14 protein-coding genes are annotated in these 14,036 nt (G+C 62.3%); 2 read left to right on the forward strand and 12 right to left on the reverse strand.

Annotated elements, in window-relative coordinates:
- The first annotated feature begins 43 nt into the window (after nt 1-43).
- Both ICI42_RS04740 and ICI42_RS04745 read left to right on the forward strand, forming a co-directional pair.
- The gene (locus ICI42_RS04740) at nt 44-1,255 is read left to right on the forward strand and encodes an alpha/beta hydrolase (RefSeq protein WP_188163345.1); all 1,212 of its coding nucleotides are present in this window, start codon (nt 44-46) and stop codon (nt 1,253-1,255) included.
- Between the two features lie 68 nt (nt 1,256-1,323).
- A complete protein-coding gene (locus tag ICI42_RS04745; RefSeq protein WP_188163752.1) occupies nt 1,324-1,716 on the forward strand; it encodes a hypothetical protein in 393 nt (130 codons plus the stop codon).
- A gap of 89 nt (nt 1,717-1,805) precedes the next feature.
- Here the strand turns inward: ICI42_RS04745 and lpdA are convergent, their stop codons facing one another.
- The 12 genes from lpdA to mdh all read right to left on the reverse strand — a co-directional run bounded on the left by lpdA (nt 1,806) and on the right by mdh (nt 13,907).
- On the reverse strand, nt 1,806-3,206 hold the full coding sequence (lpdA, locus tag ICI42_RS04750; RefSeq protein ID WP_188163346.1) for a dihydrolipoyl dehydrogenase: 1,401 nt from the start codon (nt 3,204-3,206) through the stop codon (nt 1,806-1,808).
- 26 nt (nt 3,207-3,232) lie between these two features.
- A complete protein-coding gene (locus tag ICI42_RS04755) occupies nt 3,233-3,988 on the reverse strand; it encodes an SDR family oxidoreductase (protein ID WP_188163347.1) in 756 nt (251 codons plus the stop codon).
- The gene (locus ICI42_RS04760) at nt 3,985-4,488 is read right to left on the reverse strand and encodes a hypothetical protein (RefSeq protein WP_230980199.1); all 504 of its coding nucleotides are present in this window, start codon (nt 4,486-4,488) and stop codon (nt 3,985-3,987) included. The genes ICI42_RS04755 and ICI42_RS04760 overlap by 4 nt, the downstream gene beginning before the upstream one ends.
- Nucleotides 4,488-5,129 carry a LysE family translocator gene (locus ICI42_RS04765; RefSeq protein WP_188163348.1) on the reverse strand — a complete coding sequence of 214 codons (642 nt, stop codon included), beginning with the start codon at nt 5,127-5,129 and terminating at the stop codon, nt 4,488-4,490. Before ICI42_RS04765 ends, ICI42_RS04760 begins: the two co-directional genes overlap by 1 nt.
- 38 nt (nt 5,130-5,167) lie before the next feature.
- The gene (locus ICI42_RS04770; RefSeq protein WP_407945130.1) at nt 5,168-5,578 is read right to left on the reverse strand and encodes an MAPEG family protein; all 411 of its coding nucleotides are present in this window, start codon (nt 5,576-5,578) and stop codon (nt 5,168-5,170) included.
- A 66-nt stretch (nt 5,579-5,644) separates the two neighbouring features.
- Nucleotides 5,645-6,943: a 2-oxoglutarate dehydrogenase complex dihydrolipoyllysine-residue succinyltransferase gene (odhB, locus tag ICI42_RS04775; RefSeq protein ID WP_188163349.1), complete on the reverse strand. Its 1,299-nt coding sequence runs from the start codon at nt 6,941-6,943 to the stop codon at nt 5,645-5,647.
- A 33-nt stretch (nt 6,944-6,976) separates the two neighbouring features.
- Nucleotides 6,977-9,964 (reverse strand): 2-oxoglutarate dehydrogenase E1 component, encoded by a 2,988-nt coding sequence (locus tag ICI42_RS04780; protein ID WP_188163350.1) that lies wholly within the window; start codon nt 9,962-9,964, stop codon nt 6,977-6,979.
- 149 nt (nt 9,965-10,113) lie between these two features.
- On the reverse strand, nt 10,114-11,016 hold the full coding sequence (gene sucD, locus ICI42_RS04785; protein WP_188163351.1) for a succinate--CoA ligase subunit alpha: 903 nt from the start codon (nt 11,014-11,016) through the stop codon (nt 10,114-10,116).
- A 19-nt stretch (nt 11,017-11,035) separates the two neighbouring features.
- The gene (locus ICI42_RS04790) at nt 11,036-11,455 is read right to left on the reverse strand and encodes a PIN domain-containing protein (RefSeq protein WP_188163352.1); all 420 of its coding nucleotides are present in this window, start codon (nt 11,453-11,455) and stop codon (nt 11,036-11,038) included.
- Nucleotides 11,445-11,675: a DUF6364 family protein gene (locus ICI42_RS04795; protein WP_188163353.1), complete on the reverse strand. Its 231-nt coding sequence runs from the start codon at nt 11,673-11,675 to the stop codon at nt 11,445-11,447. The genes ICI42_RS04790 and ICI42_RS04795 overlap by 11 nt, the downstream gene beginning before the upstream one ends.
- Nucleotides 11,676-11,731: 56 nt before the next feature.
- Nucleotides 11,732-12,928, reverse strand: a complete 1,197-nt coding sequence (sucC, locus tag ICI42_RS04800; RefSeq protein WP_188163354.1) for an ADP-forming succinate--CoA ligase subunit beta — start codon at nt 12,926-12,928, stop codon at nt 11,732-11,734.
- A gap of 10 nt (nt 12,929-12,938) precedes the next feature.
- The gene (mdh, locus tag ICI42_RS04805; RefSeq protein ID WP_188163355.1) at nt 12,939-13,907 is read right to left on the reverse strand and encodes a malate dehydrogenase; all 969 of its coding nucleotides are present in this window, start codon (nt 13,905-13,907) and stop codon (nt 12,939-12,941) included.
- Nucleotides 13,908-14,036: the final 129 nt, after the last annotated feature.

The raw sequence follows: 14,036 nt of genomic DNA on the forward strand, positions 1-14,036 counted from the left end.
TGCCTGTAAGGACAGGGTTAACATTGCGTTACCGGGGTTTCGTATGCGTCGCGCCGTCCTGCTCACCTTCTGCGTTTTCCTGGCGGCGTGCGCCAGTCGCCCCATCGGTGTGCTGCAGCCAACCGATCTGCCGCTCGGCGGCGCAAGCACCGTCGACATGCTGGTCGCTACAACCCGCGCGCCCTCCGCGGATAAGGCAATCCTGTTCACCGGAGAGCGCGGCGCGGACCTTTCCATGGCCGATGTCAGCATCTCCATCCCGCCGGCAGCGAACCGCGAGGTCGGACAAATCCAGTGGCCGAGGAGGCTTCCCGCCGACCCTTCGCGCGAGTTTGCCACCGTCGCCGTCAGCCCGGTCGTCGGCAAGAAGCAGGCGCAGGACTGGCTCGGCAGAAACCTGCCGGAGAACCGCAGCGTTCTCATTTTCGTGCACGGCTTCAACAACCGGTTCGAGGACGCGGTCTACCGCTTCGCCCAGATCGTTCATGATTCCGGCGCCAAGACAGCGCCCATCCTGTTCACCTGGCCGTCCCGCGCCCGCATCTTCGACTATCTCTATGACCGCGAAAGCACGAACTTCTCGCGCGACGCGCTGGAAGATCTGATCCGGCACGTCGCCGAAGACCGCCGCGTCGGCGAAATCACCATCATGGCGCATTCCATGGGCGCATGGCCGACGATGGAGGCCCTGCGGCAGATGTCGATCCGCGACGGTCGCGTCAATCCGAAAGTGAGGAACGTCATTCTCGCATCACCGGATCTCGATATCGACGTGTTCATGACGCAATGGCGCTCGCTGGGCGAGCATCACCCGCAAACCTATCTGTTCTCATCGCGCCGCGACCGCGCGCTCAACTTCTCGCACACCATAGCGGGCGGCGTGACACGCCTCGGCCAGATCGATCCGACCATCGAGCCTTATAAATCCGGACTCGAGCGCGCAGGCATCACGGTGTTCGACATGACCAATGTCGAGGGCGGCAGCGACCGGCTCAACCATGGGCAGTTCGCCCAGAACCCCGAGATCGTGCAGATCATAGGCAACCGGCTCATTGCCGGGCAGACCGTGACGGACAACGATCCGTCCCTGGGCGAGCGTGTCGGCGGGCTGGCGCTCGGCGTCGGCCAGACGGTGGGCAGTGCAGCTGGCCTGGTGATCACCGCGCCAATCGCCGTCCTCGACCCGGAAAGCCGGAGACGGTATGGCGACCAGGTGATCCTGTTCGGACAGCAGGGTGAGAGTCCGGCTAACTGATTTCACGTTCCCGTGAAACCAAATCCTCGGTGCCGCGTTGTGGGGGACACAACTGACGGAGGACATCTATGGCGACACCCCCAAACGATCCGCATCGGCCGGTCGATCCTAGAGCTGTTGACCCGCTGAACCCGATGCCGCCATCTGGCACTGTCAACGTCACCACGCCACCTCCCGCCCGTTCCGGCGGCAGTTCGTGGCTCATTTTGATCATCATCGCGGTCCTGGCCGTCGCAGCCTATTTCATCTTCGTGCCGCGCGGCGAGACGCCTGCACCGGGTGAAACGCCTCCCGCTGCGAGCGAAACGGCGCCCGCACCGGCCGCACCCGCCACTCCTGCTCCAAGCGCGCCGGCACCGGCTCCTGCCGAACCCGCGCCTGCTCCGGCTCCCGCTCCCGCACCGTCTGCACCCGCAGAACCGGCACCGGCTCCGGCAACACCGCCTGCACCGGCTCAATAAGCCTCGCAGGCAGCTACAAAAAAACCGCCGAACCATGTTCGGCGGTTTTTTTGCGTTCGAAGGAAAGCGCGAAGCTTCCGGCTCCGGTTCTACATATGGATGGGTTTGAAGAAGGTCGCGAGCGCGGCTTCCTTGACCGCTTCCGACATGGTCGGGTGCGCATGACAGGTGCGGCCAAGGTCTTCCGAAGAACCGCCGAATTCCATCAGCACCGCCGCCTCGTGGATCATCTCGCCCGCGCCGAAGCCGACGATATGGACGCCCAACACGCGGTCGGTGTCCTTGTCGGCAAGGACCTTCACGAAACCGTCGGTGTGCAGCATGGCGCGGGCACGGCCATTGGCCGAGAACGGGAACTTGCCAGCCTTATAGGCGATGCCTTCAGCCTTGAGCTGCTCTTCCGTCTTGCCGACAGAGGCCACTTCGGGGCTGGTGTAGACGACGCTCGGGATGACAGAGTAGTTCACATGGCCGGCCTGACCGGCGATGATTTCGGCAACCGCGATGCCTTCATCCTCGGCCTTGTGCGCCAGCATCGGGCCGACAACCACATCGCCGATGGCATAGATGCCTTCGACATTGGTGCGATGACCGTCGGTCTTCACCCGTCCGCGCTCATCCAACTCAACACCGGCTTCTGCAAGGCCGAGCCCGTCGGTATAGGGGCGGCGGCCGGTGGAAACCAGCACGATTTCGGCTTCGATCGTCTCGGCGCTGCCGCCCTTGACGGGCTCGAAGGTTACGGTTGCACCGTTCTCCGACTTCGCGACACCGGTGACCTTCGCGCCCAGCTTGAACTCAAAACCCTGCTTGGACAAAAGGCGCTGGAACTGCTTGGCGACATCGCCGTCCATGCCGCCGAGGATGGTGTCGAGATATTCGACCACCGTGACCTTGGCGCCCAGGCGCGCCCAGACAGAACCGAGTTCGAGACCGATGACGCCGCCGCCGACCACGACGAGATGACCCGGCACCTTCTCGAGCGACAGGGCACCCGTGGACGACACGATGACCTTCTCGTCGAAATCGACGCTGACGCCTGGAATGCCGGCAACATCCGATCCCGTGGCGATGACGATGTTCCTGGCCTCGATCTCCTCGACCTTGCCGTCTTCTCCGGTGACCGAGACCTTGCCCTGGCCCAACACCTTGCCGGTGCCGCGGAAGCTGTCGATCTTGTTCTTCTTGAACAGGAAGGCAACGCCATTGACGTTGGAGGCGACCGTCGCATCCTTATGCGCCATCATCTTCGGAAGGTTCAGCTTGGGCGTAACCTCAACGCCGAGCGTGTCGAAGGAGTGCTGCGCCTCGGCCATCATTTCCGATGCATGCAGCAGTGCCTTGGATGGGATGCAGCCGATGTTCAGGCAGGTGCCGCCAAAGGTCTCGCGCTTTTCCACCACGGCGACCTTGAGCCCGAGCTGTGCTGCCTTGATGGCGCTTACATAACCGCCCGGGCCAGAACCGATGACGACGACGTCATATGCCATTTTTGTCTTTCCTTTTCGTCCGGCGACTATCGGCCGCCACTCACATTCAAATTCGCGCCCGTCGTGTAGGACGCCTGGTCCGACAGCAGCCAGAGAACCGCCTGGGCGACTTCCTTGGGACTGCCCGCGCGTTTCATCGGCAGCGTAGCGCTGATCTCAGCCACCCTGTCCGGTTCTCCCCCCGAAGCATGCATCTCGGTGTCGATAATGCCAGGGCTGACGGCGTTGACGCGCACGCCTTCCGCGGCGACCTCCCGTGCCAAGCCCACAGTTAAGGTGTCGATCGCGCCTTTTGAAGCCGCGTAGTCGACAAACTGACCGGGCGCACCCAGAGTGGCCGCCATCGACGAGATGTTGACGATCGCGCCGCCCTTGCCGCCATGCCGGGTCGACATCCGCCGCACCGCCTCGCCGGCGCAGAGAAAGGCACCGACCACGTTGATGCGCATCAGGCGCTCGAGGCGCGCTGCATCCACCTCGTCGACGCGGGCCTTGACGTCGAGCACGCCGGCATTGTTGACGAAGGCGTCGAGCCCGCCGAAAGCGCGGTCGACGGCGCGGAACATCTCAACAATGTCGGCTGGATTGCCGACATTGCCCTTCACGGTGACGGCTTCTCCGCCGGCATTCCTGATCTGCGCGGCGACAGAATCGGCGGCAGATGCGTTGGACGTGTAGTTGATCGCGACGCGATAGCCGGCCTGTGCGGCCAGCAGACAGATTTCAGCGCCGATGCCACGGCTTCCGCCTGTGACCAAAAGAGATTTCGCAGTTACGCTCATTCCTGACACCCCCTGAGTTCGAACACATCCCATGGCAGCTGTTTGATGCCACCCTCCTCGTACAGCGCCGACATCCGCATATAAGGCCCGAGATCGGCCATTATGAGCGACTTGGGCGCGTCCGTCCCTTCCGCGGGCAAAAGCCCGATCGTTCCCTTCTCGTCCACCGTGTAGACGATGCCTGCCCAGACGGTGCAGGCGGCGATTTCCTCGCCGGTCACGTCGCCCTCGGGGCACTCGTTCATCAGCATGCCGCGCGCACGGCGCACGCCGTCGGTCCAGATCACCATGCCGTCGAGAACGACGCCTTCGGGAAACGACATCTTGAAACTGTTGGTGACGGTGGCCGATGTGCCAGTGGGCTGGAAATCGATGCTCGCCTCGGTTTCCGTATTCTCGTAGACGGCCAGTTCCATCGGGCAGGCAGCATAGGCCGACGCCGCGCCGGCCAACGCAGCGGCGAAAACCATCGACAGACAGGCTGGCCGGCCGAAACGCATCATCCGGCCTTCTGGATGGCGAGGCGCAGGCCGAGACTGATGAAGGCGAGTCCGCTGACGCGATCAACCCATTTGCTCGCGCGGCTGAAGGCCGCCCGCATGCGCGGCGTGGTCAGGAAGAAGCTGACGCCGACGAACCAGACGATGAGGCAGCTTGCCATGACGAGGCCGTAGCCGAATTTGATAGAGGCAGGCGTATGCGCGCCGATCATCACCGAAAAGATCGACAGAAAGAAGAAGACCGGCTTGGGGTTGAGCGCGTTGACGGCGAAGCCGAGGACGAAGGCTTTCATGGCGCTCTGACGCTTCGGCGCATCGCCGGCTTCGGGTGCATAGGCTTCGATTTCGGTGCGGCCGGCGCGCAGCGCCTTGAAGCCGATGTAAAGCAGATAGGCGACGCCACACCATTTGACGATGTTGAACAAGTAGATCGACTGCGAAATGATCAGGCCGAGCCCGAGGATGGTGTAGCTGACATGCAGCATCAGAGCCGTGCCGATGCCGAAGCTTGTGAGAATAGCCTCGCGCCGTCCATGCGTCATGGACTGGCGGATGACCATGGCAAGGTCCGCCCCCGGCGAGACGATGGCGAAGGCAAACACCGCCATCAGCGAGGCAAGTTCGACGAGATAGGGATGCATGGCGTCCTCCTGGCCGACTTCGGCGCAACCGGCTGAATTCAGAAGACCACGGTGAGAAACATGATGGCAAGCCCCACCAGCGAGACCGTCCAGACGAGCGAGCGGATATAGGGAATACCGGCGAGATAGAGCGGGATGTAGGCGAGACGGGCAACGAGCCACACCCAGGCGCCGGTCAGCCCCCAGCCGGAGGGGTCGCCGACGATTGCCAGCGCGAGCGCCAGGCCGACGAAGGCGGGGTAGGTTTCGCGGAAATTCAACGAAGCGCGCTCAGCGCGGCCGGCAAAGGCGCCGGTCGGCTTGCGGCCTTCGTCGCGCGGGCCGGCGTTCCATTCGGTGCCGAGCTCCCGGGTCGCCGAGAAGCCCTGCAGCAGGATGTGCACGACAAGCAGAACGACGCTCCAGGCGACGAGCTGCACGAAAGGCGAGGCCACGAGGTACTGCATCATTGGGTCATCGGCCTTTCAAAGGAGCCCGCGACGGGAACCGTCCTGTCGCGGATGCTCTGCTTAATCCTAGAGGTCTAGAACCAGACGTTCCGGATCTTCCAGGCTGTCCTTGACGCGGACCAGGAAGGTCACGGCTTCCTTGCCGTCGACGATGCGGTGATCGTAGGAGAGCGCGAGATACATCATCGGGCGGATGACGATCTGCCCGCCGACCACGACCGGACGCTCCTGGATCTTGTGCATGCCCAGGATGCCCGACTGCGGCGCGTTCAGGATCGGCGTCGACATCAGCGAACCGTAGACGCCGCCATTGGAGATGGTGAAGGTGCCGCCCTGCATGTCGGCGACCGACAGCTTGCCGTCGCGCGCGGCGATGCCCAGGCGGCCGATTTCCTTCTCGATCTCGGCAATCGACATCTGGTCGGCATCGCGCACCACCGGCACCACGAGGCCCTTGTCCGTGCCGACGGCGACGCCGACATGGGCATAGTTCTTGTAGATCAGGTCGGTGCCGTCGATCTCGGCGTTGACCGCCGGGATTTCCTTCAGCGCATGCGTCACGGCCTTGGTGAAGAAGCCCATGAAACCGAGCTTCACGCCATGCTTCTTCTCGAAGATGTCCTTGTATTTGGTGCGCAGCGCCATCACCGCCGACATATCCACCTCGTTGAAGGTGGTCAGCATGGCGGCCGTGCTCTGGGCTTCCTTCAGGCGACGCGCAATGGTCTGGCGCAGCTTGGTCATCCGCACGCGCTCTTCGCGCACTTCGTCATTGGCCGAGGTCGGCGCGCGAGGGGCAGACGGCGCAGGCGCGGCGGGCGTCTTCGGCGTTTCGGCCGGCTGGGACGGCGCGCCCTTGGCGACGGCGTCGAGCACATCGCCCTTGAGCACCTGGCCGCGTTTGCCCGAGCCCGCGACCTGATCGGCCGAAATGTTGTTTTCGGCCAGCAGCTTGGCGGCGGAAGGCGCCGGCGGCATGTCGCGAGCCTCGAGGGGGCCTTCGCCGGCGATCTTGGCGGTCTGCGCGGCGGCTTCCTTTGTGGTGGACGCAGCGTCGGGCGCCGAGGCCTGGGCAACGGCCTCCGGCTTGGCTTCCTGCTTGGCAGCGGGGGCAGGAGCAGCACCCGAACCGGCGCCGATCATGCCCAGCAAAGCGCCGACGCCGACGGTCTCGCCTTCCTGGACGGTGATCTCGGACAGCGTTCCGGCCGAAGGTGCCGGCACCTCGATCGTGACCTTGTCAGTTTCCAGTTCCACCAGCGGTTCGTCGGCGACGATGGCGTCGCCCGCCTTCTTGAACCACTTGCCGATGGTGGCTTCGCTGACGGATTCGCCGAGGGTCGGAACGCGGATTTCGGTAGCCATGTGTTTGCCTGTCCGTTTTTGTCTTTGGTCGGTTTATTCGCCGAGTGCGTCGTCGAGGAATGCCTGAAGCTGTGCGAGGTGCTTCGACATCAGGCCGGTGGCGGGAGAAGCGGCCGCGGGGCGGCCGGTATAGCGTACGCGCTGGTTCTTGGCGTCGATATGAGCGAGCACCCATTCCAGATACGGGTCGATGAACGACCACGCGCCCATGTTCTTGGGCTCTTCCTGGCACCAGACCATCTCCGCGTTGCGGAAGCGCGACAGCTCCGTGATGAGCGCCTTGGCCGGGAACGGATAGAGCTGTTCGACGCGCAGCAGGTAGATGTCGTTGATGCCGCGCTTCTCGCGCTCCTCATAGAGGTCGTAATAGACCTTGCCCGAGCACAGCACGACACGGCGGATCTTGGAATCCTTGACCAGCTTGATCGGCTTGTCGTTGTACTGCGCATCGTCCCACAGAAGACGGTGGAACGTGCTTTCGCCTGAGATTTCAGACAGCGAGGACACGGCGCGCTTGTGGCGCAGCAACGACTTCGGCGTCATCAGGATCAGCGGCTTGCGGAAGTCGCGCTTCAGCTGCCGGCGCAGAATGTGGAAGTAGTTGGCCGGCGTGGTGCAGTAGGCAACCTGCATGTTGTCTTCGGCGCAGAGCTGCAGGAAGCGTTCGAGACGCGCCGACGAGTGCTCCGGCCCCTGGCCTTCATAGCCATGCGGCAACAGGCAGACCAGGCCCGACATGCGCAGCCACTTGCGTTCGCCGGACGAGATGAACTGGTCGAACACCACCTGGGCGCCGTTGGCGAAGTCGCCGAACTGCGCTTCCCACAGTGTCAACGCCTTGGGTTCGGCAAGGCTGTAGCCATATTCGAAGCCGAGAACGGCCTCTTCCGAAAGCATCGAGTTGATGACTTCGTAGCCAGCCTGCGCCGCCGAAAGGTTGTTCAGCGGGATGTAGCGTGTCTCGTCCTTCTGGTCGTAGAGGACCGTATGACGCTGCGAGAAGGTGCCGCGCTCGGAATCCTGGCCGGACAAGCGGATCGGGTTGCCGTCGAGCAGGATCGAGCCGAAGGCCAGCGATTCCGCCGTCGCCCAGTCGATGCCTTCGCCGGTCTCGATCGCCTGACGGCGGTTTTCGAGGAAGCGGCCGATGGTGCGGTGGACTTCGAAGCCCTTGGGCACCTCGGTCAGCTTCTTGCCGATATCCTTGAGCGTCTTGACCGGAACGGCGGTCTTGCCGCGGCGCAGTTCGTCCTGATTGTCGGCCGCGCGCAGGCCAGACCACGCACCGTCCAGCCAGTCGGCCTTGTTGGGCTTGTAAGCCTGCCCGGATTCGAACTCGACTTCCAGATGGGCACGCCATTCCGCCTTCATGGCGTCGACATCGGCCTGGGTCAGATGGCCTTCGCCGATCAGCTTTTCGGCATAAAGCTGCAGCGTCGTCTTGTGGGTGCGGATGTTGCGATACATGATCGGCTGCGTGAACGCCGGCTCGTCGCCTTCATTGTGGCCAAAGCGGCGATAGCAGAACATGTCGATGACGACCGGCTTATGGAACTTCTGCCGGAACTCGATGGCGACCTTGGCTGCGAACACCACAGCTTCGGGATCGTCGCCATTGACGTGGAACACCGGTGCCTCAACCATCTTGGCCACATCCGATGGATAGGGCGACGACCGCGACAAGCGGGGATTGGTGGTGAAGCCGATCTGGTTGTTGATGATGAAGTGCAGCGTGCCGGCAACGCGGTGGCCGCGCAGGCCCGACAGGCCGAGGATTTCAGCCACGACGCCCTGGCCCGCGAAGGCCGCGTCGCCATGCAGCAAAAGCGGCAGCACCTTGGCGCGCTCTTCCAGCGGCACCATTTCCTCACGCGTCCGGCCGAACCACTGGTCCTGCTTGGCACGCGCCTTGCCCATGACGACGGGATTGACGATCTCGAGATGCGAAGGGTTGGCGGTCAGCGACAGATGAACCTTGTTGCCGTCGAATTCGCGGTCGGAGGACGCACCGAGATGGTACTTCACGTCGCCCGACCCCTCGACGTCATCGGGAGCGGCGGAGCCGCCCTTGAACTCGTGGAAGACGGCACGGTGCGGCTTTGCCATGACGTTGGTCAAGACGTTGAGGCGGCCGCGATGGGCCATGCCGAGCACGATTTCCTTCATGCCGAGCTGGCCGCCACGCTTGATGATCTGTTCCAGCGCCGGAATCAGCGACTCGCCGCCGTCGAGGCCGAAACGCTTGGTGCCCTTGTACTTGACGTCGATGAACTGCTCGAAGCCTTCGGACTCGATCAGCTTCTGGAGGATCGCCTTCTTGCCATTGGCAGTGAATTCGATCGCCTTGTCCGGACCCTCGATGCGAGCCTGAATCCAGGCCTTTTCCTCAGGGTCGGAGATATGCATGAATTCAACGCCCAGCGTCGAACAATAGGTACGCTTGAGAATCTCGAGCATTTCGCGAACGGTCGCGTATTCGAGCCCCAGCACGTTGTCGATGAAGATCTTGCGGTCGTAATCTTCTTCCTTGAAGCCATAGGCCTCGGGCGACAGCTCGTTATAGTCTTCCAGCGGCTTGGCGATGCCGAGCGGGTCGAGATGGGCATGCAGATGCCCGCGCATGCGGTAGGCGCGGATCATCATGATGGCGCGAACGCTGTCGCGGGTCGCCTGAAGCACCTCGGATTGCGAGGGAGCCGCGACGCCGGTCGCAACAGCCTTATCGCGCACCTTCTTCTCGACGACCTTTTCGATCAGGCCCCAATTGCCGTCGAGCGCGGAGACCAATTCGCCATTGGCCTGCAGCGGCCAGCTCGGACGCGACCAGGAGGCGCCTTGCGCGTTCTTGCGCACGTCGCCCGCATCGTCCTTCAACTCGTCGAAGAAATTGCGCCATTCGGGATCGACGGATGAAGGATCGTCTTCATAGGCCGCATGCAGCGCTTCGATGTAGTCGGCATTGCCGCCATACAGGAACGAGGTGATGGAAAACTGGTCGTTTGCTTGGTCAGAGCGTGCCATGTCTCATCGGAGCGTCGTGCTCCGTCTCCTTATTGGAGCGAGTAGGGAATAGTGAGTAGCGAATAGGGAAAGTTGGCCTTGCATCCCGCCGCGCGTCTCTTTTCCCTACTCGCAATTCGCTACTCTCTATTCGCAACTCTTTATTTCGCTCAGCCCTTCAAGGCTTCTACCAACGTCGTCCCAAGACGCGCCGGAGACGGCGAAACGCGGATGCCCGCTGCCTCCATCGCCGCGATCTTGTCTTCGGCTCCGCCCTTACCGCCCGAAATTACGGCGCCAGCATGGCCCATCGTGCGGCCTTCAGGAGCGGTCCGGCCGGCGATGAAACCGGCCATCGGCTTCTTGCGGCCCTTCTTGGCTTCGTCGATCAGGAACTGAGCCGCGTCTTCCTCAGCCGAGCCACCGATTTCGCCGATCATGATGATCGACTTGGTCTCGTCGTCCGCCAGGAACATCTCCAGCATGTCGATGAACTCGGTCCCCTTGACCGGGTCGCCGCCGATGCCGACCGCCGTGGTCTGGCCGAGGCCGACATTGGAGGTCTGGAACACTGCTTCATAGGTAAGCGTTCCCGAGCGCGAGACAACACCGACCGAGCCCTTGCGGAAGATGTTTCCGGGCATGATGCCGATCTTGCATTGTTCGGGCGTCAGAACGCCGGGGCAGTTCGGTCCGAGCAGGCGCGACTTGGACTTCTCCAGCCGAGCCTTGACGCGGATCATGTCGGTGACCGGGATGCCCTCGGTGATGCAGACGATCAGCGGCACTTCGGCGTCGATAGCCTCGATGATGGCTTCCGCGGCACCTGCCGGCGGGACGTAGACGACCGAGGCGTTCGCGCCGGTGCGCTCCTTGGCTTCGGAGACCGAGGAGAAGATCGGCAGGCTCTCGCCCTTCGATCCCGTCCAGGTCTCGCCGCCCTTCTTGGGGTGGATGCCGCCGACCATCTGCGTGCCGTAATAGGCCAGCGCCTGTTCGGTGTGGAAAGTGCCGGTCTTGCCGGTCAGGCCCTGAACGAGGACCTTAGTGTTTTTGTCGACCAAAATGGACATGGAATGGGATACTCCCGTATTACCGATCGAGAAATGGATTGACGGCCCTAACGCTATCGTAGAGCTGGCCGTGGTTAAGGTCTTCCGTGTAAAGGGTCGTTACGCCCAGACGTTCGGCTGCGGCGATGATGGCACCATCCCAATAAGAGATTTGATAGCGCTGTGATTTTTCAATGCCGCGCATGACGACCGCACTGTCCAAATCCTGACAGGGCTTGCGGCTGATGGTGGCGACCCACTCCGCAGCTTTCCGCGGCGTCAGAGCCGTATCAGCACGCTTGGTGACGTTGACATAAAACTCCTGAAGCACTTGCGCCGACGTCGAATATTCCTGGCTCTCTATGAGTTCCAAGGCACGCTCATACTTTGCGGGCTCGGACTTATATCCGATCGCCGCATAGACCAGCACATTCGTGTCGAAGAAGCAGTCAGCGATCATAGAGCGCTTCCCGATTCCACTTTTGAACGCCCATGTCTCCAGCCTGCTCGCGGGCAAGTTCCAACAAAGCCTGCCTGGCTTCGTCCTTTGACTTCTCCCGCGCGACAAGGGACGCCAGGAACTCGCGCACAAGCGCATTTACGCTGGTGCGCTGTTCAGCAGCCACGACCTTGACCTTCTCAAGGACGTCTTCATCGACTGTCAGAGTGATGTTCTTCATGGCGCAACTTCCATTAAAAGCACACAGTATATGTGTAGCTGTGTGCTCTCAACAAGTCAGTTTCCCTTCACCGCAGCCACGATCTTCTGCGCAGCGTCATCGAGATCGTCGGCCGAGATCACGTTCAGGCCGCTTTCGTTGATGATCTTCTTGCCCAGTTCGACATTGGTGCCTTCAAGGCGCACGACCAGCGGAACCTGAAGACCGACTTCCTTCACAGCTGCGATAACGCCCTCGGCGATGACGTCGCACTTCATGATGCCGCCAAAGATGTTGACGAGGATGCCCTTCACGGCCGGATCGGCGGTGATGATCTTGAAGGCCGCGGTGACCTTTTCCTTGGAAGCGCCGCCGCCGACGTCGAGGAAGTTGGCGGGCTCGGCGCCGTAGAGCTTGATGATGTCCATGGTCGCCATGGCAAGGCCTGCGCCGTTGACCATGCAGCCGATATTGCCGTCGAGCGCGACATAAGCGAGGTCGTATTTCGACGCCTCGATTTCCTTGTCGTCCTCTTCGCTCTTGTCGCGCAGTTCGACGATTTCCGGGTGGCGGAACAGGGAATTGCCGTCAAACGAAATCTTGGCGTCGAGAACGCGCAGGCGGCCGCTGGTCATGACGATCAGCGGGTTGATCTCGAGCAGGCTCATGTCCTTCTCGACAAAGGCCTTGTAGAGGATCGGGAACAGCGTCTCGCCGTCCTTTGCCGCTTCGCCCGAAAGTTCAAGCGCCTGGTTGAGCTTGGCGACGTCGGCGGAGGTGACGCCGGCGGTCGGGTCGATGGCGACGGTGATGATCTTCTCGGGCGTGTCATGGGCGACCGCCTCGATATCCATGCCGCCTTCGGTGGAAACCACGAAGGCAATGCGGCCAACCGAGCGGTCGACCAGGATCGACAGATACAGTTCGCGGTCGATGTCTGCGCCGTCCTCGATATAGAGGCGGTTGACCTGCTTGCCGGCGGGGCCGGTCTGCTTGGTCACCAGTGTGTTGCCGAGCATCTCCTTGGAGAAGGCGACGACTTCCTCGATCGACTTGGCAAGGCGTACGCCGCCCTTAGCGTCGGGCGACAGTTCCTTGAACTTGCCCTTGCCGCGTCCGCCGGCATGGATTTGGCTCTTGACCACGTAAAGCGGGCCGGGAAGGCTCTTGGCGGCGGCCTCCGCCTCTTCGATCTTCAGCACCGGCACGCCCTCGGCCACCGGAGCGCCGTAGGATTTCAGAAGCTGCTTGCCCTGATACTCATGGATGTTCATGGCGACGTCCTTATTTGTTGCCGAGGTTCGGAGCGATGCCGACGCACGCTTCGCAGAGGCCTTTGACGGCGGCGAGCGACTTGTCGAACATGGCTTTCTCGTCCTTGTCGAGATCGATCTCGACGATGCGCTCCACGCCGTCCGCGCCGATCACCACCGGAACGCCGACATACATGTCCTTCACGCCGTACTGGCCCGACAGATAGGCTGCGGCGGGCAGCACGCGCTTCTTGTCCTTGAGGTAGGATTCAGCCATGGCGACGGCCGAGGAAGCCGGCGCGTAGAAGGCCGAGCCGGTCTTGAGCAGGCCGACGATCTCGGCGCCGCCCTTGCGGGTGCGGTCGACGATGGCATCGACCTTGGCCTGGCTCGTCCAGCCCATCTTGACCAGATCCGGCACCGGAATGCCTGCAACGTTAGAATAGCGGGTCAGCGGCACCATGTCGTCGCCGTGGCCGCCCAGCGTCATCGCATAGACGTCCTCGATCGACACCTTGAATTCCTCGGCGAGGAAGTAGCGGAAGCGGGCGGAGTCCAGCACGCCGGCCATGCCGACGACATGGCTCTTGGGCAGGCCGGAGAACTTCTGCAGCGCCCAAACCATGGCGTCGAGCGGGTTGGTGATGCAGATCACAAAGGCGTTCGGGGCGTATTTCTTGATGCCGGCGCCGACCTGCTCCATGACCTTGAGGTTGATGCCGAGAAGATCGTCGCGGCTCATGCCCGGCTTGCGCGGCACACCGGCGGTGACGATGCACACGTCGGCGCCTTCGATGCCGGCATAATCGTTGACACCGGTATAGCCGGCGTCGAAGCCTTCAACGGCAGACGACTGGGCGATGTCGAGACCCTTGCCCTGGGGAATGCCTTCCGCGATATCGAAGAGAACGACGTCGCCGAGTTCCTTGAGGCCGATCAGGTGCGCGAGCGTGCCGCCGATCATGCCAGAGCCGATGAGGGCTATCTTGTTGCGTGCCATGTTAGGAAAATGTCCCTTGTCCCTGTTACAACGCCTGGAGGCGGGTGAACTATAATTTGGGCCAGCATGACCGCAGGAATGCGGCCAGAAACAGCAGGGCCAGATAGACGCATAGGCAAAAAAATTCAA

The organism is Oryzicola mucosus (genome assembly GCF_014534685.1).
Taxonomy (GTDB): domain Bacteria; phylum Pseudomonadota; class Alphaproteobacteria; order Rhizobiales; family Rhizobiaceae; genus Oryzicola; species Oryzicola mucosus.

Coding starts and splice junctions, on each gene's coding strand:
- sucD (WP_188163351.1), bottom strand. CDS start 11,016: ATGTCCATTTTGGTCGACAAAAACACTAAGGTCCTCGTTCAGGGCCTG.
- ICI42_RS04745 (WP_188163752.1), top strand. CDS start 1,324: ATGGCGACACCCCCAAACGATCCGCATCGGCCGGTCGATCCTAGAGCT.
- lpdA (WP_188163346.1), bottom strand. CDS start 3,206: ATGGCATATGACGTCGTCGTCATCGGTTCTGGCCCGGGCGGTTATGTA.
- ICI42_RS04770 (WP_407945130.1), bottom strand. CDS start 5,578: ATGATGCAGTACCTCGTGGCCTCGCCTTTCGTGCAGCTCGTCGCCTGG.
- ICI42_RS04790 (WP_188163352.1), bottom strand. CDS start 11,455: ATGATCGCTGACTGCTTCTTCGACACGAATGTGCTGGTCTATGCGGCG.
- ICI42_RS04765 (WP_188163348.1), bottom strand. CDS start 5,129: ATGCATCCCTATCTCGTCGAACTTGCCTCGCTGATGGCGGTGTTTGCC.
- ICI42_RS04795 (WP_188163353.1), bottom strand. CDS start 11,675: ATGAAGAACATCACTCTGACAGTCGATGAAGACGTCCTTGAGAAGGTC.
- ICI42_RS04755 (WP_188163347.1), bottom strand. CDS start 3,988: ATGAGCGTAACTGCGAAATCTCTTTTGGTCACAGGCGGAAGCCGTGGC.
- ICI42_RS04760 (WP_230980199.1), bottom strand. CDS start 4,488: ATGCGTTTCGGCCGGCCAGCCTGTCTGTCGATGGTTTTCGCCGCTGCG.
- ICI42_RS04780 (WP_188163350.1), bottom strand. CDS start 9,964: ATGGCACGCTCTGACCAAGCAAACGACCAGTTTTCCATCACCTCGTTC.
- odhB (WP_188163349.1), bottom strand. CDS start 6,943: ATGGCTACCGAAATCCGCGTTCCGACCCTCGGCGAATCCGTCAGCGAA.
- ICI42_RS04740 (WP_188163345.1), top strand. CDS start 44: ATGCGTCGCGCCGTCCTGCTCACCTTCTGCGTTTTCCTGGCGGCGTGC.
- sucC (WP_188163354.1), bottom strand. CDS start 12,928: ATGAACATCCATGAGTATCAGGGCAAGCAGCTTCTGAAATCCTACGGC.
- mdh (WP_188163355.1), bottom strand. CDS start 13,907: ATGGCACGCAACAAGATAGCCCTCATCGGCTCTGGCATGATCGGCGGC.